This window comes from Streptomyces sp. NPDC001843 (assembly GCF_042891955.1).
Classification (GTDB): Bacteria; Actinomycetota; Actinomycetes; order Streptomycetales; family Streptomycetaceae; genus Streptomyces.
Map to the genome: position 1 here is coordinate 89,333 of NZ_JBIATQ010000017.1, position 22,908 is coordinate 112,240.

The 22,908-nt window shown below is 69.3% G+C and carries 23 protein-coding genes, 1 tRNA gene and 1 pseudogene; 17 read left to right on the top strand and 8 right to left on the bottom strand.

Going from position 1 to position 22,908, the window contains the following annotated elements; translation table 11 throughout:
* Positions 1-131 precede the first annotated feature (131 nt).
* Both ACFYZQ_RS33965 and ACFYZQ_RS33970 read left to right on the top strand, forming a co-directional pair.
* A complete protein-coding gene (locus ACFYZQ_RS33965) occupies positions 132-1,718 on the top strand; it encodes an AAA family ATPase (RefSeq protein ID WP_389156295.1) in 1,587 nt (528 codons plus the stop codon).
* 136 nt (positions 1,719-1,854) lie between these two features.
* A complete protein-coding gene (locus ACFYZQ_RS33970) occupies positions 1,855-2,049 on the top strand; it encodes a hypothetical protein (RefSeq protein ID WP_389156298.1) in 195 nt (64 codons plus the stop codon).
* 164 nt (positions 2,050-2,213) lie between these two features.
* On the opposite strand, the gene ACFYZQ_RS33975 is transcribed toward ACFYZQ_RS33970, so the two are convergent.
* The gene (locus tag ACFYZQ_RS33975) at positions 2,214-2,501 is read right to left on the bottom strand and encodes a hypothetical protein (protein WP_389156301.1); all 288 of its coding nucleotides are present in this window, start codon (positions 2,499-2,501) and stop codon (positions 2,214-2,216) included.
* A gap of 350 nt (positions 2,502-2,851) precedes the next feature.
* On the opposite strand from ACFYZQ_RS33975, the gene ACFYZQ_RS33980 reads away from it, so the two are divergent.
* The 9 genes from ACFYZQ_RS33980 (at position 2,852) to ACFYZQ_RS34020 (ending at position 8,798) form a co-directional block, all read left to right on the top strand.
* On the top strand, positions 2,852-3,604 hold the full coding sequence (locus tag ACFYZQ_RS33980) for an XRE family transcriptional regulator (protein WP_389156304.1): 753 nt from the start codon (positions 2,852-2,854) through the stop codon (positions 3,602-3,604).
* A 220-nt stretch (positions 3,605-3,824) separates the two neighbouring features.
* Positions 3,825-3,899 (top strand) — tRNA-Leu (locus tag ACFYZQ_RS33985).
* A 44-nt stretch (positions 3,900-3,943) separates the two neighbouring features.
* Entirely contained in the window at positions 3,944-4,300 is a 357-nt protein-coding gene (locus ACFYZQ_RS33990; protein ID WP_389156306.1) for a hypothetical protein, read from the top strand.
* Positions 4,275-5,216, top strand: a complete 942-nt coding sequence (locus ACFYZQ_RS33995) for a hypothetical protein (protein WP_389156309.1) — start codon at positions 4,275-4,277, stop codon at positions 5,214-5,216. Before ACFYZQ_RS33990 ends, ACFYZQ_RS33995 begins: the two co-directional genes overlap by 26 nt.
* Positions 5,213-5,446 carry a hypothetical protein gene (locus ACFYZQ_RS34000; RefSeq protein WP_389156312.1) on the top strand — a complete coding sequence of 78 codons (234 nt, stop codon included), beginning with the start codon at positions 5,213-5,215 and terminating at the stop codon, positions 5,444-5,446. Before ACFYZQ_RS33995 ends, ACFYZQ_RS34000 begins: the two co-directional genes overlap by 4 nt.
* 439 nt (positions 5,447-5,885) lie before the next feature.
* Entirely contained in the window at positions 5,886-6,182 is a 297-nt protein-coding gene (locus tag ACFYZQ_RS34005; protein ID WP_389156315.1) for a hypothetical protein, read from the top strand.
* Positions 6,136-6,576 (top strand): hypothetical protein, encoded by a 441-nt coding sequence (locus tag ACFYZQ_RS34010; protein WP_389156318.1) that lies wholly within the window; start codon positions 6,136-6,138, stop codon positions 6,574-6,576. The genes ACFYZQ_RS34005 and ACFYZQ_RS34010 overlap by 47 nt, the downstream gene beginning before the upstream one ends.
* Before the next feature lie 40 nt (positions 6,577-6,616).
* Positions 6,617-6,781 (top strand): hypothetical protein, encoded by a 165-nt coding sequence (locus tag ACFYZQ_RS34015; protein WP_389156321.1) that lies wholly within the window; start codon positions 6,617-6,619, stop codon positions 6,779-6,781.
* Between the two features lie 79 nt (positions 6,782-6,860).
* Positions 6,861-8,798 carry a recombinase family protein gene (locus tag ACFYZQ_RS34020; RefSeq protein WP_389156324.1) on the top strand — a complete coding sequence of 646 codons (1,938 nt, stop codon included), beginning with the start codon at positions 6,861-6,863 and terminating at the stop codon, positions 8,796-8,798.
* Here ACFYZQ_RS34020 and ACFYZQ_RS34025 read toward each other — a convergent pair.
* Positions 8,779-9,198, bottom strand: a pseudogene (locus tag ACFYZQ_RS34025) (hydrolase); the annotation flags it as partial. The gene ACFYZQ_RS34020 and the pseudogene ACFYZQ_RS34025 overlap by 20 nt on opposite strands.
* Before the next feature lie 223 nt (positions 9,199-9,421).
* Between ACFYZQ_RS34025 and ACFYZQ_RS34030 the strand changes: the two are divergent.
* Entirely contained in the window at positions 9,422-9,685 is a 264-nt protein-coding gene (locus ACFYZQ_RS34030) for a GlsB/YeaQ/YmgE family stress response membrane protein (RefSeq protein ID WP_389156327.1), read from the top strand.
* On the opposite strand, the gene ACFYZQ_RS34035 is transcribed toward ACFYZQ_RS34030, so the two are convergent.
* The 3 genes from ACFYZQ_RS34035 to ACFYZQ_RS34045 all read right to left on the bottom strand — a co-directional run bounded on the left by ACFYZQ_RS34035 (position 9,621) and on the right by ACFYZQ_RS34045 (position 12,359).
* Complete coding sequence (locus ACFYZQ_RS34035) at positions 9,621-10,496, bottom strand: GNAT family N-acetyltransferase (RefSeq protein WP_389156330.1); 876 nt, start codon at positions 10,494-10,496, stop codon at positions 9,621-9,623. The genes ACFYZQ_RS34030 and ACFYZQ_RS34035 overlap by 65 nt on opposite strands.
* A 64-nt stretch (positions 10,497-10,560) precedes the next feature.
* Positions 10,561-11,415: a GNAT family N-acetyltransferase gene (locus ACFYZQ_RS34040; protein WP_389156333.1), complete on the bottom strand. Its 855-nt coding sequence runs from the start codon at positions 11,413-11,415 to the stop codon at positions 10,561-10,563.
* Between the two features lie 254 nt (positions 11,416-11,669).
* Complete coding sequence (locus ACFYZQ_RS34045) at positions 11,670-12,359, bottom strand: chaplin (RefSeq protein WP_389156336.1); 690 nt, start codon at positions 12,357-12,359, stop codon at positions 11,670-11,672.
* A 294-nt stretch (positions 12,360-12,653) separates the two neighbouring features.
* Here ACFYZQ_RS34045 and ACFYZQ_RS34050 point away from each other — a divergent pair, with 294 nt between their 5' ends.
* Complete coding sequence (locus ACFYZQ_RS34050) at positions 12,654-14,237, top strand: alpha/beta hydrolase (protein WP_389156339.1); 1,584 nt, start codon at positions 12,654-12,656, stop codon at positions 14,235-14,237.
* A gap of 19 nt (positions 14,238-14,256) precedes the next feature.
* On the opposite strand, the gene ACFYZQ_RS34055 is transcribed toward ACFYZQ_RS34050, so the two are convergent.
* Positions 14,257-15,042, bottom strand: a complete 786-nt coding sequence (locus tag ACFYZQ_RS34055) for an alpha/beta hydrolase (protein WP_389156342.1) — start codon at positions 15,040-15,042, stop codon at positions 14,257-14,259.
* A 186-nt stretch (positions 15,043-15,228) separates the two neighbouring features.
* Between ACFYZQ_RS34055 and ACFYZQ_RS34060 the strand changes: the two genes are divergently transcribed.
* Positions 15,229-16,323: a chemotaxis protein gene (locus ACFYZQ_RS34060; RefSeq protein WP_389156345.1), complete on the top strand. Its 1,095-nt coding sequence runs from the start codon at positions 15,229-15,231 to the stop codon at positions 16,321-16,323.
* A 75-nt stretch (positions 16,324-16,398) separates the two neighbouring features.
* Entirely contained in the window at positions 16,399-17,424 is a 1,026-nt protein-coding gene (locus ACFYZQ_RS34065) for a Gfo/Idh/MocA family protein (protein ID WP_389156347.1), read from the top strand.
* A gap of 87 nt (positions 17,425-17,511) precedes the next feature.
* On the opposite strand, the gene ACFYZQ_RS34070 is transcribed toward ACFYZQ_RS34065, so the two are convergent.
* Entirely contained in the window at positions 17,512-17,925 is a 414-nt protein-coding gene (locus ACFYZQ_RS34070) for an SsgA family sporulation/cell division regulator (RefSeq protein ID WP_389156350.1), read from the bottom strand.
* 506 nt (positions 17,926-18,431) lie between these two features.
* On the opposite strand from ACFYZQ_RS34070, the gene ACFYZQ_RS34075 reads away from it, so the two are divergent.
* Entirely contained in the window at positions 18,432-19,871 is a 1,440-nt protein-coding gene (locus ACFYZQ_RS34075; RefSeq protein WP_389156353.1) for a PP2C family protein-serine/threonine phosphatase, read from the top strand.
* 13 nt (positions 19,872-19,884) lie between these two features.
* On the opposite strand, the gene ACFYZQ_RS34080 is transcribed toward ACFYZQ_RS34075, so the two are convergent.
* Positions 19,885-21,378, bottom strand: coding sequence for a hypothetical protein (locus tag ACFYZQ_RS34080; protein ID WP_389156356.1), 1,494 nt, complete (start codon positions 21,376-21,378; stop codon positions 19,885-19,887).
* Positions 21,379-21,640: 262 nt separating this feature from the next.
* Between ACFYZQ_RS34080 and ACFYZQ_RS34085 the strand changes: the two genes are divergently transcribed.
* Complete coding sequence (locus ACFYZQ_RS34085; RefSeq protein WP_389156359.1) at positions 21,641-22,783, top strand: aminoglycoside phosphotransferase family protein; 1,143 nt, start codon at positions 21,641-21,643, stop codon at positions 22,781-22,783.
* Positions 22,784-22,908: the final 125 nt, after the last annotated feature.

The window sequence follows — 22,908 nt, forward strand, 5'->3', positions numbered from 1 at the left end:
TGCATGCCTCTCCAGCAGGATGTGCGGCCCTGGGTCCACACGGACCATGGCAACCGCCTTGACCGGAAGGCCAATCGGTCGCCACAGCGTCGAGCGTCGGTGTCCCGCCGACCACGACGCATCACCCAGCCATGACCAGCTACGGAGAGGTAGAAACCATGGCGAACAACCCGTTCGGGGTCAGCCCCGAACAAGTGCTTGCGCTCGTGCAGGAAGCGCACACGCAGGCCGCGACCCAGCTGAGTCAGGAGGAGGCCGCCCGCACGGCCGCGATGGCCCTGCTGGCCCAGGTGGGCGGCAAGACCATCGGAGAGAAGGATCTGACCTTCGAGGGTCAGAAGTTCATCCTGCCGGCGCAGTACGAAGGGAGGATCGGTGAGGCCATCGACTTCCTTGACCGCTGGCGCCGCCAGCAAGGGAAGGTGCACGAGTACGTCAAGACCTTCCAGTACCGGCCGTACGACGTCGCCCACGCCCTCACGCTGGCCCTTCAGGAAGTCTTCGGCTCCAGCGGCATGGGCGAATCCTGGACGGACATGTTCGGTCAGGAGCACCACCCGCAGTTCGTCGAGGTCCCCACCGCCGTGGGCGAGTCGGTTCAGGTCCCGTGGGACCTGCTCGCCTTCCCCATTCTCGGTCCCGACGCCGTGATCAACGTCGGCCACATCCGTGACCGTGACCTGGGATACCTCGGCCAGCTCACGGTCAAGGCACCGCGAGGCGTCAAGGCGCAGGTGGAAGGCCTGTTCAAGGTCATCGAAAAGCACCTGACGGCATCCTCGATCTACCGCGGGAAGGCGCTGATCGGCGGGGACAACCTCATGCCCACCTTCCTGGACGTCAGGAAGGTCAACCCCGCCCACGTCATCTACTCGGATGACGTGCTTCAGCAGCTCAACACCAACGTGTGGTCGCTCATCGAGCACACCGACCTGATGCGGGAACTCGGCGAGTCGCTCAAGCGCGCGGTCCTGCTCGAAGGACCGTACGGCACCGGCAAGTCGCTGGCCGCGTTCCTCACCGCACAGCGGTGCGTGGAGAACGGATGGACGTTCCTCTTCGTCAAGCCCGGTGACGACCTGGACGCCGCCATGCGCACGGCGCAGCTGTACAGCCCGGCCGTGGTGTTCTTCGAGGACATCGACGTCATCGGCGAAGCCGGCGACCCGGCCCGCGTCTCAAAGCTGCTCGACAGCTTCGACGGCATCGGTGCAAAAGGCGCGGAGGTCGTCGCGATCTTGACGACCAACCGCAAGGACAAGATCCACAAGGGCATGCTGCGTCCCGGCCGGCTGGACGCCGTGATCTCCATCAACCACCTGGACCAGTCCGGCGTGGAGAAGCTGATCAAGGCGCACGTGGCTGAGGACATGCTCAGGGTCATGGACTACGGCAAGGTCTTCGAGTCCTTCCGCGACTTCACGCCCGCGTTCGCCAAGGAGGCCATCAGCCGCGCCAAGCGGTACGCCATCGCCCGTGAGGGCGGCAAACCCACGATGCTGACGACGTCCGACTTCGTCGGCGCGGCCAACAGCCTCAAGCCGCAGCTGGACCTGATGCACGCGGCGGACGAGGAGAAGACCACGCCGACGCTGGACAAGGCACTCAGGGACGTGGTGGCGGACGTGGTGGACGCCATCGAGTTCAAGGACGGGGACGGTGATCCGTCGTTCTACGTCCGTGAGGCCGAGGTGGATCGCGAAGAGCTGCCCGCCTGACCGACCGAAGGGGCCCGGCATCTGCCGGGCCTCCGGTTCGATACCCCAAGAGGGGGGTTTGACTATGTGTGACAACTGCAATGCGCGAGTCCAGCAAGGCGTAGCGGCCCTGGAGGCTCTGGCCAACGGTGAGGAAGTGCCCGAGGGGGAGGACATGGTGGCGCAGGCGGTGCTTCAGCACACGCCGAAGTTCGAGCTGCCGTTCCCGGTCGTGGCCTTCGAGACGGACAGTGGCAACGTCGGGATCATGACCGATCAGGACGGGTGGCAGTTCTTCAAGAGCGTGCTGGAGATGATCGGCGGTCACGGTCCCTGCAACCACGACCACTGAGGCTCCCTGTCGTCCACGGTGAGGCGAAGCCCGTGAGGCGGCAGGGCAGGCATGGGTGAGGCCCCCGAAGCAAGGGAGTGTGATGAGCAAGCTTCGGGGGCCTCTGGACCCGTCCCGGCCAGGGCTCTGCTGCCAAGCCAAACCAGACCGGCCGGGACGGGCGTCTATTCAGCGATCGCCAGCTCCCATCCAGGACCGACCTTCGACAGATCGTCAGGATGTGGCCTGACGGTGGCGTTGATTACTTGGATCATTGCGAAAGATGTGTGGTGACGGCCCTGGTCATCGCTCTGGGCCGCATGACGCATGCACCATGACTCCGCGTCGAACGGGTCGTCCATGTTGGCGTCTGGTTCCGCCTCGCACACCTTGCACCGGGCGGAGTACAGCGGTGGGTCTTCCAGCAGGACTCGGAAGACCCATCGAATGTGCTTGAACAGAGAACGCGTCATGCCTGCGGCTCCACTCGCTTCAGGCTGTCTGCGGAAACCAGTTCATGAGGCTCCGGCTCACGGCATCGGCCCACCGGTGCCTCCCACTCGATGCCTCCTCGCGGGGGGCGAAGCACAAGCGTCTCTCCTGAGTGGATTCGATTTGTCACCTGCATGACTTGGCCGAGTCGCTTTTTTTCGTCGTCTACGACGATGTCTCCGACCTTGACCATGTGCGCCGCCTCTCCTCGGCTCTGTCCTCGTACCTCGATCATGGAGGGCCACGGAGAGTGGTTGTGTACGCACCCAGAGGACACACAGGCCTCTTCGGCGATATGTTGCAAGTGCCCAAAGTGCAAGGGGGAGAGGCCTTGAACACAGCGTTGCGCACTGCTATGGAAGACAGACACGTGCGCCCTGGACAGCTCGCCGCCCAGCTCGGTGTCTCGGTGGACTCGGTGAAACGATGGCTTCGCGACGCGGGAACCGCTCCGCATCCGGGTACCCGCGCGCAGGTCGCCGAGTACCTGGGAGTGTCCGACGAAATGTTGTGGCCAGCCGCTGCCAAGACGGTCGTCAAGACCGGCGCTGATCGCGAAGTCGTCTCGGTCTATCCGTACCGCTCAGCATGCCCCAAGGGGGTCTGGGCGGAACTGGTCGAGCGGGCGAAGGATCAGATCCTGTTCGCCGGCTTCACGAACTACTTCATCTTTTTGGAGCAGCCAGCATTCCACCGGACGCTGGAGGCGAAGCTTCAACAGGGTGTACGCATCCGCTTCCTTCTGGGTGATCCCGAAGGCTCGGTGACCCGAGCCAGAGAGCAGATCGAAGACGTAGCGCTGAGCGTTTCCATGCGTATCAGGATCACCGAAGAGAACCTGGCCAAGGTCGGGGCCCGGGATGGCCTGGAGGTGCGTTACAGCAGCCCTGAGGATGCGACGAACCACGTCGGGCTAAGCGTCTTCCGCTTCGATGAAGACGCGCTCGTGTGCCCGCATCTGGCGCGTCTGGTGGGACACGACTCCCCGATGATGCACCTTCGCCGGAGAGACGATCACGGCATGTTCGACCGCTTCGCGGAACATGCTGAAGAACTGTGGGACAGGGGTCGACCGACCAACTGACCCACGACAGACCGAAGCCCCCCGTATCCGCCGATCGGGGGGCTTCGTCGTACCCCCGCCCTTGTGGGGCGGGATGAGCGTCGGCCCTCGCCTCTGGGCTGATCCGCCGGTCTGGCACCACCGGTGACGCGTAACGGTGCCGTGGGCGGGCCCGGCCGGGGTCCGGAGTCACTGACTGAGTCAGGACATGGCGGGTTCGAGACCCGCCCCGCCCACTCAACCCCTCGTAGCCCAGCGGTAGAGGCACGCCCCTTAAAAGGGCTGTTCAGCGCGGGTTCAAATCCCGTCGAGGGGACGCCGGAGTGATGACCGGCAGTGCATCACCAAGGAGAAGAAACGATGGTCCGCAACGCACGGATCAAGATCCCGATCAACGGCCAGCTCCGTCCGTACACGGATGGGGATTGGGTGATCTTCAGCCCGTCCGCCTTCCCGGTCGGTTTCATGCGCATGGAGTACAAGCACCTGCACCAGCAGCGCGAGGACTACGGCGTCCAGCACGAAGCCGACGAGCGCACGGCCTTCGCCGACTACTGGTCGTCGATGGATCACGACCCGCTGACCAAGGCCATGGAGGGCTACACGATCAAGCTCGTCCCCAAGGAAGAGGTGGGCGAGCTGCTGAGGCAGCACCTCGGTAAGGACGCCGAGGGCGAGAAGGAGAGGCAGCATGACGACGAAGAGCAGGCCGGTTGAGCCGGTCAAGGCCCTGGTACCGGCCGACGACCCCTACCCGCTCCCGAGCGAGCCGCAGATCCTCGAAGTGACCCAGGAAATGGCATCCTCCTGGGTGTCCTACCGGGGCAATCACCCCAAGCTGCGCCCGCTGTCCAAGAACGTGGCGGCCGGCTATCAGGAGCTGATGGAGACCGGGGAGTTCTGCGAGGGAACGCCGGAGGGGATGATCTTCGACACCGAGGGCTACGGCATCAGCTTTCAGCATCGCGCAAAGGCGCTGGCCAATGCCGACCCGGCCGCCCTGATCAAGCACTACGGGCGCCCGTACCTGAAGTTCTGGATCTTCCCGAACCAGTCGCGCGACATCGCCCCCTACCTGGACCAGGGCTACCGTCGCACCTCCGCCCACATGCTGGTGGGCAAGCCGTACGCCAAGGACGTGGGGACGGGGGCCAGGTACCTGGCCGCTCTGGCCGACGGCAGCCGCTACGGCATGCCGCGGTACAACCGCATCAAGGTCCCCGAGATCGTGAAGACCGCCCGCGTCTGGCCGGAGCTGGAGTGGTACCCGGCTGAGGCATACGCCGTCTGGAAGGCGACCAAGATTCCCGCTGGTGCCCTGTTGGCGGTCGCGGCGCAGGCCGGCCGGACGCAGCACAAGGAGAAGATCCACGACTGGTTGGAGGGCCTGCGCAGGGGCTCGAACCTCCCCGACGGTGACCCGCGGCTGTTGCTGCGGGAGCGGTTCAACGGCGGCTTCGTATCGCTCGGCAAGATGCCGAGGCGTGACCAGCAGTACGGCCAGATCGTCAAGGCGTGGAACGCCTACGCCACCGGGTCAGAGCTGACCGCCTACGGTCTGCGCGTGCGGGCTGACGAACTGTTTCCGCAGGTCGCCGGGTTCGTGTGGGGCCAGACAGGGGCCGCCGCATGACCGCCTCGCGACAGAAGCGCAACGCCTGGCTGAAGAAGCTGGCAGGTCTTGCGGACGGGGCCGACAAGGCACAGGAAGACCTTCTGATGGGCATCTACCAGGCCCGTCAGGACGGCGTGAGCTACGCCGACGTGGCCTATGGCATCGGTGACAAGTCGCCCTCCGGCATCCCCGCGAAGGTCGAGAAGGGCCGGGCGGTCCTGGAGAAGCGCAAGGGAGGGACAGAGTAGTCGTGAGCACCGCAGCCACCCCCCACTTCGCCCGCGGTGCGGTCGTTCCTTTAAGGCCGCGCAAGGGCTGCACTTCACCAACCTGCGCCGAGATCATTCGGCATCGTTCGCCGTACGCCGTCCGCGTGATGATCACCGCGGACAGCGGAGGCCGTCAGCGTGGCGACGTGCACACGAAGCCCATCGACTGTCTGTCGCCACGCTTTCACGCCAAGCATCGTCACCGCCCTAAACCATGGATACGGGGGTGGTGGGCACGGTGATTGGCTGTGTCCAGCATCAATTACGCGTGCGGTCGCTCGTGCCCACATTCGGCTAGGTTTTGGGCAAGGGATGTCCTGTGGAGGTCCCGATCTTGATCTGACCCCCACACTGACTCCGTTGCCGCTGCCAAGCCAATGAGGGGACCCCTGCCGTGCCACCACGGAAGAAGATCACGTTGCCAGACGAGGTCAGAGACGCCGTGCTAGACGACGTCGCTCTGAGCTTCCAGAACGCCCTTGACGCCGACGAACTGTCGAAGATCCGCATCTATCTGTCCACTGTCCAGGGCCTGGACACGTACGAGATCGCGGAGAAGCTGGGCATCTCGCAAACGTCGGCCAGCAAGTACGCCCGCCAGGGCAAGGAGGCGTACGAGCGCCGCCAGCAAGAGAAGAGGGAGAGTGAGTCAACGGGAGATCGCCAGCTTGGCGAAGATCCTCTCAGACCCGAACAACGAGAACCGGTCGGCTGAGGAGATCGCGCAGCTCTGCATAGACGAGCTGGACTCGATCCGCTCCACCACGCATCGCCTGGCCGTGGTCGGCCAGATTACTTTCGAGCCCCGGGACGACGCCCGCACAGTGGTCCTGGGGCCCTTTCGTGCCCCGCTGCTGCTGCGGGATCAGGAGCGCTTCGCAGACGCCGTGAAGCGGCCATGCACGGCCGCCAGGGAGGCTGGCCAGCATCTGGCTTGGGACTCGAAGACGGGCACAGGGCGGGGGCGCTTCATGCTGGCCCCCGCCTTCGCCCGGCCCAGGGACGCCTGGGACTTCTACCGGCCCGAGCGACGGGCCGACATGGAGCACATCACTAAATCCATTGCACGCTGGCGACCCGGCCTGTGGGCCGAGGAGTTCGGCGCTTGATGAGCACCCCGCCCTTGTGGGGCGGGAGGAAGGGCCCGCCATGCAGGACGGGACCGCACTGCCGGCCGAGGAGGCCGGCAAGTGGCTCCGGGAGAAGGAGCCGGAGCCGAAGATCACCCTGACGTGGGAGGTCGACCCCTCCCCCAGGCCCGCTCAGCGGGCGCGTCTGCTGGAAATCCTCTTTGGGGAGGACAAGGCGGCATAAGCTGCCGCCACATGAGTGATCCCGGGAGGGCCTGAGAAACGCTCCCGGGATCACGTTCGCCAGTCACGGAGGGACTGACATGCGTAACCGTACCCTGCCCACGCCCAGGCGTAAGGGACGTCTGAGGGTCGCGATCTATCTGCGGGTGTCCACCGCTCAGCAGGTGGAGGGCTACGGCCTGAACGTCCAGGACGAGGTCTGCCGGGCGAAGCTAGATCAGCTTTTCGGTAAGGGCGGGTACGACGTCACCGTATTCACGGACGGTGCCGTGTCCGGCAAGCTCGCCAGTAGGCCGGACCTGGACGAGATGAATCGCCAGATCAAGGCGGGCATGTTCGATGTCGTGGTGTTCGGCAAGCTGGACCGAATCGGCCGGACCATGAAGGACATCCACCGGTGGGTATACGACACCACGGATCTCGGAGTCCGTGTGCTTACCGCGGACGGACGCCTGGACAGCGATGACCGCATGTTCGGCATGCTCCTGTCTCTGCTCTCCTTTATGGCCGAAATGGAACACGATCTCATCCTGGAGCGCACGATGGGCGGCCGAGATCGCAAGTTGGCGGAGGGCGGGTGGCCCTCCGGTGTGCCGCCGTACGGCCTTGCTCTGCACGGCAAGGGGAAGAATGCCGTGGTTGTCCTCATGGAGGACGAAATCCATGTCATCAACCGGGCCGTTCACTACTTCCTGGATGAGGGCTGTTCCAAGGAGGACACTGGCCGGAAACTCAACGAGTACGGCGACAGGCGCCGCAGCGGAAAGCCGTGGGACTGCGCCAGCATTGACCGTCTTCTGAGCAGCAGTCACCTACTCGAAGGCAAGGTGTACTTCCGCAAGACCGACGGCAGGACAAAGACGAAGCTGGACGAGGACGGTCAGCCCCTGTATGGGCCGACCGTCGCCCTCGAAGTTCCGCGGATTCTCGACGAGGCAAGGGCCACGGCCCTGGCTGACGCGCTCAAGGATCGCGGCCGGGACAGGCGAGTCAGCGACAAGTACCCGCTGAGCAAACGAATCGACGGTTCATGCGGAAAGGTCTACGTGGGAGCCGGGCGCCCCGACGGAACGCGCATGTACCGCTGCCAGGGCGCCGCTGAGGCCACACCGTGCGGGGACTCCTACCTTGAGGCGGACACCGTGGAAAGGGCCGTCTGGGGCAAGCTGAGCGCCTTCCTGGAGGAGCCTGAGCGCATCCGTCTCCTGGCCGAGGAATGGGCGGCCAACCTGCCCGGGAATCAAGTGGCCTACATCGAGCGGGCCGCATCCCTTCGGCAGCAAGTAGACGACAAGCAGGGGGCCTTGGCTCGTGCCATTGCCACCTCCGCCAGCCTTGGGCTGGACGAGAAGGCGACCAAGCAGGCCACGGAAGAACTGAACCGGGAACTGGCCGCATTGCGGTCGGCATTGACCGAGACGGAAGCCTGGCTTGCCGATTACGACTCGGCGCAGGCGAAAGCCCAGAACATGGTGGCGCTGATCGAGAAGGCCAAGGGCAAGATGCACACCTTGGATCTCGACAAGCAGGCCGAAGTCTTCGACATGTTCGACATCACGGTGACGCCGGAGACGCACAAGTTCTCTCGGCGCAATGGCCGGCCGTGCTCCGTGACGGCCTGGCATCTGGAGTCGGAAACGCTTGTCCCCGATGACCCGGATGACGAGACGTGGCGACAGGCGCAAGACGTTCTGCTGGACGTCGACCCGCAGCTGTTGCGGGGCCGCTTCGATGTCCGCCAGGCCCTCTCAGCCATGCTCCACCGGCTTCGTACCGGCGCCACCTGGGAGGAGGTGGATGGCGTCTTCGGCGTCTCCAGGGCCTCACTGAAGCGGGTACAGGGCGCCTGGTTCAACTCCGGCGCCTGGGAGCTGTTGATGCCTGTCCTGCTGGCGCAGGGCGGGGGCAGGGAGGTCTACCAGCCGCCGGTGATCCCGCCGTTGAAGGTGCACGGCAAGATCACGGAAGACTTGTTCACGAACCTGCTTCCGGTTGACGGGTCTTCTCGGCGGTGGTGAAGAGGGTGTTCGGCTCCGGCAGGACCAGGGTGTCGAAGTTCGACAGGTCGGTCGTCGACGAGCCGCCGTAGCTGAGGCTGGATCCCGAGGGCAGCGTCTTCAGGCTGTAGCCGCCGGTCTTCTGCAGGGCGACGCCCCAGGAGGAGAGGGCGCCGGTCCAGTCCGTCTCGGCGGACGGGGAGGAGTCCTGGCCGAGCGGGTCGGGCTGGCTGGTGGAGATGATCCAGTCGGCGTTGCCGGCCGTCTCGGCGTGGGCGTTGTCGAACAGGATGCGGTGCGTGGTGGCCGCGTGGGCGGGGGTGGCACTGGTGCTGAGCTGGAGGGCGGCCCCCGTGACGAGCAGCCCGAACGCGGCCAGTGCGGTGGTGACTCTGCGGCGAGATCTCCTCGGTCCAAGCATCCGGCGAACCTCCGTGTGGGTGGGGTAGAGGCGGTGCGGCGCCAAGTCTGCGCGCGTAGATCCGGCTCGAGCGTTCTACACGCGTCAATCGATTGAAAGGTACATGGCATGACGGGTCTGTGAACAGAAAGTCCTTGGATTCACAGGCAACGAGCGGAGCGGACTGCTTTCCAAAGAAAGCGGGCAGATTGGACACAGCGGGGCCTCGAGGAAGAGGGCGGAGATGGAGATCTCGGGCATCATCAGCGCCATCGTCATCGGCATCATCATCGGAGTGCTGGGCCGCCTGGTCGTCCCAGGACGGCAGCACATCGGCATCATCTGGACGATCCTGGTCGGCATCGTGGCCGCCCTGCTGGGCTCGGCGATCGCCGCCGGGTTCGGTGTGGCCGACACCAAGGGGGTCGACTGGATCGAGTGGCTCATCCAGATCGGCCTGGCGGCACTGGGCGTCGCCGCGCTCGACCGGTCGAGGGTGCGCCACTGACGGCGGCTCGCCGCCGTGACGGGAGAGAGCGACTCCGGACCCCGTGGACGTACGGGGTCGTCGTGGTCAGCGGATGGAAGCCCAGGCGCTTCAGGATGGGGCGGCTGAGGGCTGAGGCGTCGACCTGGAGGTAGCGGTAGCCGAGGGCGGCGGCGGTGCGGGCGCGGTGGGCGACCAGGGCTCGGTAGACGCCCCGTCCCCGCCAGGCCTCGACCGTGCCGCCGCCCCACAACCCGGCGAATGGCGTGCCTGGGGTCAGCTCCATGCGGGCCGCGCCGACCGGTTCGTCGCCGACCAGCGCGACGACCGCGACGACGGTGTCCGGAGCGGCGTCGAGCCTTGCGAGAAGCCGCCGGCGCAGCCCGGTGCCGTCGGTGCCGAAGACCTTCTCGTGCACGGTGACCACGAGGTCGACGCCCGCCCGGTCGGTGGCCGGCACGAGGCGGACGCCGGCCGGTGGTTCGGCGTCGGGGGCCGGCGCCGCCGTTTCGGCCACCATCAGGGTCTCCTCGGGCTCGCGCGCGAACCCGGCCGCAGTGAGCCGGGAGCCGAGGTCCGCCGGGACGTCGTGGCCGTGGAGCTTCCACTCGAAGCCGCGCCCCAGGCCGGTGAAGAACGCGATCTGGTCGGCGATCGCCGCGTCTGCGCTCGTGTCGTCCAGATCGGACCAGAGGACGCCGTTCCAGCCGGGGTCGTCGGCTACCTGGCGTGTCACGGTACCGGTGCACTCGACGCGTGCACCAGGGGCGTCCGGCCGCGCGCCCGCACGCATGTCCCGGTCGTAGAGGGCGAGCACCCCGGCGTGATCCATACACATCACTGCACCATCCGTCCAGGTCCGGCGCAACAGGATTACGAGGTGGCGCCCCCAGGGGTCATCCCAGTTCGAGCGTGGTGACCCCGAACACCCGCTCCCGGGCGTACTCCCGTACCGGGCCCGTGTACATGCGAGCCGTCTCGAAGGACGGGGCCAGGCCCGCCGATTCGGCCAGGGCGACGCCCGCCGTGTTCGTCTCCGGCACGTCGAGTGCGACCCCGGCGCCGGCCGCTTCCACGGTGAGGGCGGTGAACAGGGCGCGGGCGTCGTCGGCGGTGTCCGCGAACAGGGGGCCGATGCGCAGGCCGTCACGCGCCGGGCGGATCACGCCGTAGCCGGTGATGCGGTCGCCGTCGCGGCGGACGAGGGTCCGGTGCCGGGGGGCGGTCACCCACTCGGCCAGGAAGCACGGGCGGTCGGCCGGGTGGCAGGCGCTGTCGTAGGCGGTGATGGCCGCCAGGTCCGCGGGGCCGGCCGGACGGACGCCCGCGGGCACTTCGCCCTCGGGTGCGGGGCCGGCGAACCGTATGGTGCGGTGGGCGAGTTCGAAGCCGGACCTGCGGTAGTTGTCCTGCTGGGCGACCACTCCGTCCAGGCCGACGGTACGGTTCCCGGCGTGCGCCAGCGCGGTCTTCCAGGTGGTGATGCCGTGGCCGTGGCCACGCAGGTCCGGGCGGACCAAGTAGCAGCCCAGGAAAGCGTAGTCGGCGCCGTGGTTGACGACCGAGATGGCAGACACCGGCTCGCCGTCGATCCGGCCGAGGAAGAAGCCCTCGGGGTCCTGGGCGAAGAACGCCGGGCCGTCGGACAGCCCGGGGTTCCAGCCCTCGTCCGCCGCCCATCCGCTGATCACCGGCCAGTCCTCGAGGGTGGCCTGCGTGATGACGAGATCCTGGGAGGCCGGAGAAGTCATCGGTGCGCTCCATTCCATGGGCGTCGGGAGGGTCGGGGCCGTGGGTGGTGCCGGGCGGCGCGCTGATCGATCATGCCCGCAGCATCCTTCCCGATCACCCGTGGATCCGCTACGACGGGATCGAGCCGTCGGCCCGCACTCGACGCACGCGCGGGCGTGCCGCCGCGGTGGCAGAGGAGCTCCTGCCGCCCGCGGACGACGGTGCCCCACCGGTCGAAGTCCGGTGGGGCGCCCGGTGGGAGAGGTGACCGGTCTCAGCGCACCGGCCCGGAGCGGAAGCGGCGGTAGAGAACCGCGCCGGCCACCACGAGCGCGGCGCTCGCCGCGGCGGCGGGCGCGATCTCCTCGGTCCCCGTGTGGGCCAGGCTGGACAGTGCCTGCGACGGCGCGGAGCGGGGCGCGGTGGCGCCGGGGTCGGCCTTGGCCTGCGTGGCCGGCGGGGCCGCGTTCCTCGGCGGGGTGGGGTCCGCCGACTGCGTGGAGCTGTCGCCGGGGTCGTTCACCGACGTGTTGCCCTCCGACGAGTTGCCGACGCCGACCCCGCTCACGTTGTTGCCGCTGACGTTCACCGGGAGGTCGACGGGGATCTGGACCTCGTTGCCGGACAGTACGCCCTCGGAGTCGTGCGCGCCGCCTCGCGCGGAAGCGCCGCCGGACGCCGCGCCACCGGACGCCGTCGTGCCGGACGCCGCGGCGCCGGATCCGTCGGCGTGACCGGCGTTGGCGCAGGTGTTGCCGACGGTGCGATTGAGCAGCCCCACCACGTTCACGGTGTTCCCGCACACGTTGACCGGCACGTGCACCGGCAGTTGGACGGTGTTGCCGGACACCAGCCCCGGCGAGTCGGCCGACGTACCGTCGGCGGAGGCGCCGTCGGCCGCGAAGGCGGCGCACACCGGCATCGTCACGGCCATCGCGCCGGATACGGCGGCGATGGCGATCACACCGTTTCGGGTAACCCGTCTCATAGGTTGCCTGCCTTCCAGACATGGTCGCGGGCGCTCGCCCGCACCGGGCTAAACGCAGGTGAACCAGTGCGAGTTATGGCTTATCGGCCGTTCACTCCATCGAGTGGCGCATTATCTGACAACACACAGAGTGACGAAATACTCACGCAAGGTGGGCAGGATACGGCACTCCAGGCCGTCACGCCCGCCCGGAGGCGTGCCTTCCGGGGCCCGCTTATGGTGAGCGGGAGACGCCGTCCCGGTCCGCAACGGGGGTCCCTGGAGGCATCGATGCTGGCGAAGCTGTCCACCCGGCCCGCCGTCCGGCGCTGCACCGGCGTCGGAGCCGTCGCGCTGGCCCTGCTGGGGGCGGGGCTGCCCGCCGCGGGAACCGACCGGCCCCAGCCCGACCTGTCCCGCTTCTACCGTCAGAAGATCACGTGGTCGGCGTGCAAGGGCCCGGGGATGCCCAAGGACCTGCAGTGCGGCAAGGTCACCGTTCCGCTCGACTACGCCCGGCCCGGCGCGGGAACCCTGGACGTGGCGCTGGCCCGCTACCGGGCCACCGGTCGCTCGCGTGGCTCCGTGCTGCTCAACTTCGGCGGGCCGGGCGGCGCGGGCATACGCGAACTCGCCCTCGACGGCAAGGACTTCATGGGCCTGACCAACGGTTACGACGTGGTCACCTTCGATCCGCGCGGTGTCGGCCGGTCCTCCCCCGTCAGCTGCGGCGACGGAACCGACCGGGTCGCCGCCGCCACCGGGGACGGCGCGGACCTCGGCGACCCGCAGGCCGTCCTGGAGCAGGTGCGCAAGGCCGCCGCCGAGTGCACCGCGCACTCCGGCCCGGTTCTGCCGTACATCGGCACCGTCAACGTCTCCCGGGACCTCGACGTCATGCGGCAGGCACTCGGCGACGAGAAGCTCAACTACCTGGGATTCTCCTACGGGACCCGGCTGGGCGCGGTGTACGCGGCGCAGTTCCCCGGCAAGGTGGGCCGGCTGGCGCTCGACGGCGTGGACACGCTCACCGAACCGCTGGCCGAGCAGGGCCTGGCGGGCGCCGCGGGACAGCAGACGGCGCTGGACGACTTCCTGGACTGGTGCGCGACCGACATCGCATGCCCCTTCGGAGACGACCGTCGCGCGGCCGGGGAGCGGATCGTCCAGCTGGTGCGCTCGCTGGACGAGGACCCGGTGCCCACGGAATTCGGCGACCGGTTCTCCGGCCAGGACCTCGTAGGCGCGATCGGGCAGGCGCTGTACAGCAGACAGCTGTGGCCCCTGCTGGAGCGGTCCCTCGCCTCGCTGGTGGAGGACGGAGACACGCGCGGGGTCGAGAGCTTCGCCGCCGGCGGCACGGCATCCTCCTCCGTGCGTACCGGGGACGGCGGGCTCGTCGACGAGGACGAAGTCCCCCCGGACAACCTCCCGGCCGCGCTGATGGCGGTCAACTGCGCGGACGATCCCGACCGTCCCGCCGCCGGGCAGATCGCCGGGCAGCTGCGGCGGCTGCGCGAGGAGTACGAGCAGGCGTCGCCGGTCTTCGGCCGGTACCGGCTCACCCAGTTGGTGATGTGTTACGGACGCCCCAGGGGCACCGACTTCGTCCGCGACCGGGTCAAGGACGTCCACACGCCGAAGATGCTCCTGATCGGGACCCGGGGCGATCCCGCGACGCCGTACCGCTGGACCGTGGAGACGGCCGCGCGGCTCGGCCCGTCGGCCGTCGTGCTGGACAACAGGGGCGAGGGCCACACCGGTTACTCCTCCTCCACGTGCGTGCACCGCAAGGTCGATGACTTCCTGCTGTACGGCGACCTGCCGGCCAGCGGCAGCTCCTGCGGAGCCGATCGCGAGCCGGGGGTCGGCTGAGCGACGGCCTGTCGGGACCTCAGGCCACGGAAGCGGGACCGACGAACCGGTCCAGCGCGGCGGTCAGTTCGGCCGGCTTCTCCACCGGCAGTTCGTGGCCCGCGTCGATGATGCGGATCACCGCGTCCGGGTAGGCGGTCGCCATCCGCAGCATCTGTTTCACCGGGAGCTGGATGTCGTGGTAGCCGTGCACCAGCAGGGTGGGTGTGCGGATCTCGCCGACCCGGTCGAGTACGTCGAAGGCCCGCATGGCGCCGTACAGCGTCATGACCACTTCGCGCGGGGTCGCCGCCGAGGCCCGGATGTGCTCCTTGATCCGCTCGCGCGGATACCCGGGGGCGAAGGCCCGCTGGATGTTGGCGGCGACGAACAGCTTGAACGGCACGAGGGTCGAGGCGGCCATCAGCAGGCCCCGGCCCCGGCTGAAGGCCATCCGGCTGATGGAACCGACCAGGACCAGGCGCTCCACCCGTTCGGGGTGGGAGAGGGCGATGGTCTGGGAGATCATCCCGCCCATGGAGTGCCCGACCAGCACGCAGCGCTCGATCTCCAGATGGTCGAGGAGGGCGAGGACGTCACCGGCCAGTTCCTCGATCGTGGGCACCCCGGCTCCGGTGCTCTGCCCGTGCCCGCGCAGATCGAGCCGGACGACCCGCCGCTTCCCGGCGAAGTGCGCGATCTGGTGGTCCCAGCGGTGCCGGTCGGCGGTCCAGCCGTGCACGAACACCAGGGGTACGCCGTCGCCGTCGCGGGGGCCTTCGTCGTCGTACGTCAGCGCTGCGCCGTCGACCTCGAGCTGCGGCATGGGTGTCTCCCTGGGGTGCGGTCGGGTTACCGACCGGTACGGTAACGGGCCACGGGGCCCGGCGTCACCGCTGCGGGCGAGGAGATCCGGTCCGGGCGTGCCGCCGCTCGCTCGACCGCGCCTCACGCCCTGATCGGGGCGATTATCCCGAATGCCCGACATGCGATTCAGTCCTATGGTGTCGTCATGGAGCACGCACTCAGTCCCGCGACACTCGCCGAACTGCGCCGCCCACGCCCCTACCCGGCGGTCTCCGTGCTGACGCCGACGCACCGGCGCGAGCCCTACAACGCCCAGGATCCGGTCAGGCTGCGCAATGTGATGGCCGAGGCCAAGAAGCAACTGGAGACGGACCCGGAGGTCACCCGTGAGCGGCGGACCGAGGTCGTCACGCAGCTCGACCGCGCGCTCGCCGAGGTCGACCTGACGCACGCCGAGGACGGCCTGGTGATCTTCGCCGCGCCGGGTGAGCACCAGGTGTGGTCGCTCGCCCGTGAGGTGCCCGAGCGGGTGGTGCTCTCGGACACCTTCCTGACCCGCAACCTCGTCTCCGCCCGGGCCGCCGAGCGGCCCTTCTGGGTACTGTCGGTCGCCGCGGACAGCGTCAGGCTGTGGAGCGGCGGCGGCGACCGGGTCGTGGAGGACCACTCCGACGGGTTCCCGCTGACCCGTGGCCGCGAGAACTTCGACGCCGAGCGGCAGGAGCGGATCGGCGACATGCCGAGCACCTTCCGCGACGAGGGCACCCGCCACTTCGTGCGCGAGGCGGCCACCGCGATGGCCGCGGTCCTGCGCGAACAGCCCCGCCCGCTGTACGTCGCCGGCGAGCAGGCGGCGCTGTCCCTGCTGGACGAGGTCGGCGGCGCCAGGGGCGCGGTCCACGTGCGGCACGGCGGCCTCGGGCACGCCGGCGCCGAGGCGGTGTGGCAGGCGGTGAAGCCGGCGCACGACGCACAGGCGAGGCGGGAAACCGCCGCCGTGGCCCGGGAGCTGGACTCGGCACGTGGTCACCGCACCTTCGCGGCCGGTGTCGACGAGGTCTGGCACAGCGCCCGGGAGGGCCGTGTGCGTCTGCTGGCCGTCGAGGAGAACTACCGGGTGACGGTCCACGACGAGGCCGGCGACCACCTCGTACCGGCAGTGAGCGGCGAGCCGGAGACCCGCGAGGACATCGTGGACGAGATCGTCGAGCAGTGTCTGGAGACCGGCGCCGACGTCCGCTTCGTCCCGGACGGCACCCTGGGCGACGCGAGCGGCATCGCGGGAGTCCTGCGCTACTGACCCGCCGGGCCCCTCCCTCCACCCGCACCGGCGTCTACGCTACGGCGTGATCGTCGGCGAACAGGGAGAGCGCACGTGGGTGACCTGCTGGGCGTGGCCGTACTGGGTGCGGGGCACATGGGCGCCGACCACATACGACGCCTCGATCGTGTGATCAGCGGGGCCAGGGTCGCCGCCGTGGCCGACCCGGACGGCGGACGGGCCGAGGCGGCGGTCACCGGCCTGGACGAGGCCTCCGCGCACACGGACGTGGCGGCCGCGCTCGACGCACCCGGAGTGGAGGCCGTACTGATCGCCTCTCCCGGCCCCGCCCATGAGGAGGCGCTGCTCGCGGCGTTCGCCCGTGGCCTGCCCGTGCTGTGCGAGAAACCCATGGTGCCGGACTCCGCGGGAGCGCTGCGTGTGGTGGAGGCGGAGGCGCGGCTCGGGCGGCGGCTGGCGCAGATCGGCTTCATGCGGCGCTACGACGCCGAGTACCGGCGGCTGAAGGCCCTGCTGGACAGCGGGCGCCTGGGCCGGCCGCTGATGCTGCACTGCACACACCGCAATGTCTCGTCCCCGCCGGGCTTCACCAGTGCCATGCTGATCGACAGCTCCGTGTCGCACGAGATCGACGCGGCCCGCTGGCTTCTCGGCCAGGAGCCGACCGCGGTGACCGTGCTGCGGCCGGGATCCTCCTCGGGTGCCCCCGAGGGGCTGGCCGATCCGCAGTTCGTGCTCTTCGAGACCGACGGCGGCGCCCTGGTCGACGTGGAGGTCTTCGTCAACTGCGGCTTCGGGTACGAGGTGCGCTGCGAGGCGGTCTGCGAGTCGGGCAGTGCGCGGATCGGCGAGGAGCACTCCATGGTCGTCACCACGCGGGGCAGCGCCCGTGAGGACGTGGCGCAGGACTACCTCGTACGGTTCGCCGACGCCTACGACCGCGAGGTGCAGGCCTGGGTGGACGCCACCCGGCGGGGCCGGGTCACCGGCCCGAGCGCATGGGACGGCTACGCGGCCTCCGTGGTCGCCGAGGCGGGGGTCGAGGCCCTGCACAGCGGCCGGCGGGTGGCCGTGGAGCCGGCCCCGCGCCCGGAGCTGTACCCGGAGGCCGGCCGCTGACGGAGGCGGTCGTGGACGTCACCGGCGCGGTGCGGCGGAGGTGAACACCCGTCGAGCGGCCGCACCCGCAATCCCACCCGCGTACGGTCAGACGCCGCCGAACAGGGCGCTCAGCCCGCGGTCGACGACCGCCTCGACGTCCTCCCGCCCGGCCGCCACCGCGGCGTAGCTGCGCCGCAGGAACCGGCGCAGCGCGGGCGTACCGAACTGCAGCAGGGCGACCCCGTACGGCGAGTGCAACTCCAGAACCGTGCGCCCCGGTTCGCACGGCCATATCCGCACGTCCCCGCTTCCGGCGGGCACGTCCAGTCCCTCGTCCAGCAGGGAGCGTGCGAAGGTCCAGGTGGCGCCTTCCCCGTCCAGGGTCGCCCCGGGCGGGAAGTCGATGAACACGGCGAGGGGATCCTCGGTGGTGTACCGGAGCGTGGCGGTCACGGGAACCGTGCGGTCCCCGGCGGTGATCAGGTGGGCGTGGGCGGGCTGAGTGAAGGTGAAGTCCATGCTCTTAGGACTCCGAGGAACCTGTCGCATTACGCGAAATCGGGACCGATTCTGTGTGACGTGCATCACTCTCGAAAGAGGAGTGGGAGGATTTTCGCCATGCATCCAGGGGGCGCGGATCCTGCCGTGACCGGCGGCTCCAGCCGCTGTCACCACCTTTGCGCGCCACCTGCGCCCTCGCGCGCCCCATTCACATCCGTTGCCCCTGGCCGAGGACGACCCTCATCGACGCGGCACCATAGAACACAGGCACGTCGAACATTCACCTGGGCGCTACGCCCAGAGCCCTGTCGATCAGTCAAGTCACGTACCTCGTCTACGCCTTGCCCGCCCCGCCACCTACGCCGTCCGGGCCGGTCAACCGCGTTTCAAAGACTCTGGCATATGCCAGAAGCACCACCGTATCGTGTGTTGCCAAATCCCTTACAGCGCGTCGCGGGCTGTGCAACAGTCGTAACGGCCCTTCCGCCGGCCCTGGCCGTACCGTCCCCGCATCGGAGTGCGTCATGCCGTCCCATCTCTCCGCGGACCGCCCAGCCGCCCAGCCGCCCGGCCGTGGCTCGGTCGACGCGCTCATCTCGCAGGCCCGGCGGCTCAAGGGCGACGTGGACGCGGTGCGTCGGGACGCGCCGGGAGACGGTTCGGACCCGCAGGAGCGGTGGCACCGCGCCCTATGCGACCTCGCGCTGCACCAACTGAGCGATCTCGACGGCCACTTGGCACAGCTTCGGGACGGCCCGGCGCCCGCTCCGCCCGCCCCCGGCGGGGCGCCGACCACTGTCCCTCCCGCGACCGCGGGCGGCACCCAGGGCGGCTCGCTGCTGAGCCGGGTCGGCAGCGCGGAGTGGAACCTGCTGACCGACGAGGCCAGTTGGTCCGGAGAGCTCTACCAGATCCTCGGCCGCGATCCCGCCGCCCCCGCGCTCACCCTGGACGAACTGCCGTCGCTGGTCCTCGACGAGGACCGCCCGAAGCTGACGTCGATGGTGACCGACTGCCTCGTCGACGCCAAGCCCATCGACGGGGAGTTCCGCGTCGTACGTCCCGACGGATCCGTCCGGACCGTGCACATGATGGGTGAGCCCGTGCTCGACGCCGACGGCGGTACCGCATCGATGTGGGCCGTGCTGCGGGACGTCAGTGAACTGCGCCGCAGCCAGCGGGAGGTGTGCGAGACCCGCGACTCCCTGCACCGCCACCAGGAACAGGCACAGACCGAGCGCCGGCTCGCGACCGAACTGCAGGAGGCGGTGCTGCCGCCGTGGCGCGGCTCCCTGCGGCTCCCGCACGGAGGACCACGGACACTCGACCTCGCGGCGCGCTACCTGCCCTCCGCGACGGGCTCGCCGATCGGCGGCGACTGGTACGACGCCCTCGAACTCGCGGACGGCGAAACGTTGCTCAGCGTCGGCGATCTCACCGGGCACGGCGTCGGCGTCGCCTCCGGCATGGCGATGCTGCTCGGCGCACTGCGCGGCATGGCGATGGCGGGCGCCCAGCCCGGACAACTGATGGCCTTGCTCAACCAGTTATTGGACGCCACCGTGCAACCGGCACTCGGCAGCGCGGTCTGCTGCCGCTACCGGCCCGCCACCCGCACCCTGGTGTGGGCGCAGGCAGGCCACCCCGCCCCGCTGCTGTTCCGCGACGGGACGGGACGCGAACTGAACCCACCCGACGGCGTTCTGCTCGGCGCGACCGGCCGAGCCGACTACGGGCAGGCCGAAGTGACCCTGGAGCCCGGCGACCTGCTCCTCCTGCACACGGACGGACTCGTGTCCGGGCAGTGGGGAGCGACGGCAGCCGTGGAACGTCTCCTGGACCTGGGCCCGCGCCTCGGCGCGGCACGGACCGCCGAGGACTGCCTGCGCACGGTCGTGGAGGAGTTCGGCGAGAACGAGCGGCAGGACGACGCCTGCGTGCTCATCGCCAAAGTGAGCGGGTAGGAGAACCTGAAATCTACGCCGATGCGGTGCGGGCGCTCTGGCCCTTGGTCTTCGGCAGGACCAGCCTGATCTCCTCCCGCAGCTCATTGATCTTCGGATAGCTCGCGTACTCGGCGGTCAGCCGGTACATCTGGCGCAGCCGGTCCCAGGTGCGGTGCGAGGAGTTCGACCCCATCGACATCAGGGCCAGGCGCGCGTACCGGTCCGCCTGCTCGGGATCGTCGGCGATGAAGCAGGCGGAGGCCATGGACAGAAAGTCGAAGATCTTCGACCGCTGGCGTCCGTCGACCCTGAGGGCCAGAGCCTTCTCCGCGTAGTGCTGGGCCTGCCCGGCCGCGTTCGGGTCATGCTCGGCCAGGGTTCGGTAGGCCAGGGCCTGCATGCCGTACAGGTCCTCCTCCTTGAACATCTGCATCCAGCTCGGCGGCGGCACGTCGCCCTTGTCGGAGACGAAGAGGTCCTCCGCCTGGCCGAGGGTGCGGCGCATCGCCTGGCCCTTGCCCATCGACGCCTGGGCCCAGGCCTCGATCGTGTACAGCATCGCCTTGGTACGGGGCAGCACCTCGTCACCGGAACCGGACCGAGCGAGCTTCATCAGGTCGAGCGCGTCGTCGGGCCGGCCGAGGTGCACCATCTGACGAGCCGCCCGGGAGAGCGCCTCTCCCGCGCGCGGCCGGTCACCGCCCTCTCTCGCGGCATGGGCGGCGATGACGAAGTACTTCTGGGCCGTGGGTTCCAGGCCGACGTCGTGCGACATCCAACCGGCGAGTACGGCGAGATTGGCGGCGACGCCCCACAGGCGCCGCTGGAGGTGGTCGGGGTGGCGGTAGGCGAGCATGCCGCCCACCTCGTTGAGCTGGCCGACCACCGCCTTCCGCTGCAGCCCGCCGCCGCGGGCCGCGTCCCAGGCCCGGAACACTTCCACCGAGCGCTCCAGTTCCTCGATCTCCTGAGACCCGATGGGGGCGGCCTCGTAGCGGTCGAACCCGGCGGGGTCGGCGTGCAGAGGGTCGTCGAGGACAGGGGCGTCGGCCCTCAGGGTCGGATCGGTGTGCAGCCAGTCGTGCATGGCGCTGCTGAGTGCGGATCCGGCGGCGAGCGCGGCACCCGCGCCCACCAAGCCGCGTCGGTTGAGCATGAGGTCCATTCCCGTGAATTCGGTGAGGACCGCGGCGGTCCGTTCGGGCGCCCACGGCACACCGTCGGGATGTTCCACACTCCCGCCGCCCTGCCGTTTCCCCGCACGCCCGTGCCGTACCAGACCGAGGTCCTCGATGGTCACGACACGGCCGAGACGCTCGGTGAACAGAGCCGCCAGCACCCGCGGCACCGGATCGCGCGGGATCTCTCCCGTGTCGATCCACCGCCGCACCCGGGAGGTGTCGGTCGCCAGCTGCGGGTGGCCCATGGCCGCCGCCTGCTTGTTGACCAGCCTCGCGAGTTCACCCTTGGACCAGCCGGCCAGGCCGAACAGGTCCGCCAGGCGGGTGTTGGGTACTCCGCTCACGTCAAGCCCCCAGGTTCTCGGCTGACTTGACAGTAGCCCCGTGGAGGTTGCCGGGCGACTATTCGCCAGGGTTCGCCAGGGTGCGCCAGATGGTGTGCCACTGGTCACCGGGTGTCAGGTAGGAACGCGCCACCCCGACCCGGTTCGCCGGTTCATATGACGGGAGCATTCCCCAGGATGCGCCCGGGCGACCGGGCCGGGTTGTGCGCGAGGAGTCACCAAGGCAGGCACCGCAGGCACACGAAGGGATCTGTTTCCGCCCATGTACGCAGCATCGTCCTCCGTGTCCGCCCCGCCCAGGCCGCTGCGTGCCCGCCCGGCGGGCAGCGGACCCTATCTGGACCCCGCGGCGCGACCGGGGCCACCCGTGCTCGGGGCCGGCCGGCCGCGGCGCGCCGGCGGGCCCGGCACCCAACCGCTCAGCGGGAGACTCGACCTGTCCGGCCCCCAGGGGGCACAGCTGCGCACCGCGATCGCCTCGGTGCACCGGATCTGCCCGGAGTTCGCCCCGGTGCAGGTGCTGCGCCGCAGCGGACGGTCCGTGCTCCTGGTCGGGACGACGGGGCGGAGTACGGCCGTCGCCAAGTGTCTCCTGGACCACTCCCCCGCCTGGGCGGAACGGAGCAAGCACGAAATAGCCGCATACCGCTCGTTCGTCCGGCACCGGCCGCCGATCCGGGTGCCGAGACTGATCGCGGCGGATCCGGACAACTGCACCCTGGTCATCGAACGGATGCCCGGCCGGGTGGCGGCCCTCCAGCGGCACCCTGTGGAGGCCCCGCCCCGGGCGGACGTCCGGGCGGCCCTCGCCGCGATCTGCCGGCTGAACGCCTGGCGGCCCCCGGCGGGCACCTTCGACCGGCCCCTGGAGTACGCGGCTCGCATCACCCGGTACCACGAGCTGGGGCTGCTCACCGACCGCGACCTGGGCGACCTGCAGAAACTCATGCACGGCATCGCGCATGCGGCGGGCCGCCAGGGCATGTGGCAGTTCTGCCACGGCGACGCGCTGCTGTCGAACATCCTCCTGTCACCGGCCGGTCCAGTGCTGGTGGACTGGGAGCACGCCGGCTGGTATCTGCCGGGGTACGACCTGGCGGTGCTGTGGTCGGTCCTCGGGGACGCGCCGGTGGCCCGGCGGCAGATCAGCCAGCTCGCCCAGTCGGCGGGCCCTGCCTCACGGGACGCCTTCCTGGTGAACCTGATGCTGGTCCTGACACGTGAGATCCGTACGTACGAGACGGCCGTGCAGCGCTCGATGCACGACACGACCCCGGCGGCACCGGGCGTGGCTCACCCGGGTGCTGCGCCGTCCGGCGAGGAACAGCGGCTGTTGCTCAGGCGGCTGCACGACGACTGCCAGCTCGCCCGCAGGGCGGTACGCGCGGCGGTCGGCACTCGCTGACGGGGACACGGGGTCCGCGGTGCGCCATGAGCGGCGGCGTACCGCGGACCTCGCTGTGCCGGAGCCTTCGGTGCGGGCATTGGTGTACTCCACTGACGCCCCGCAGGCCCGCGGGCCTTCGCCAC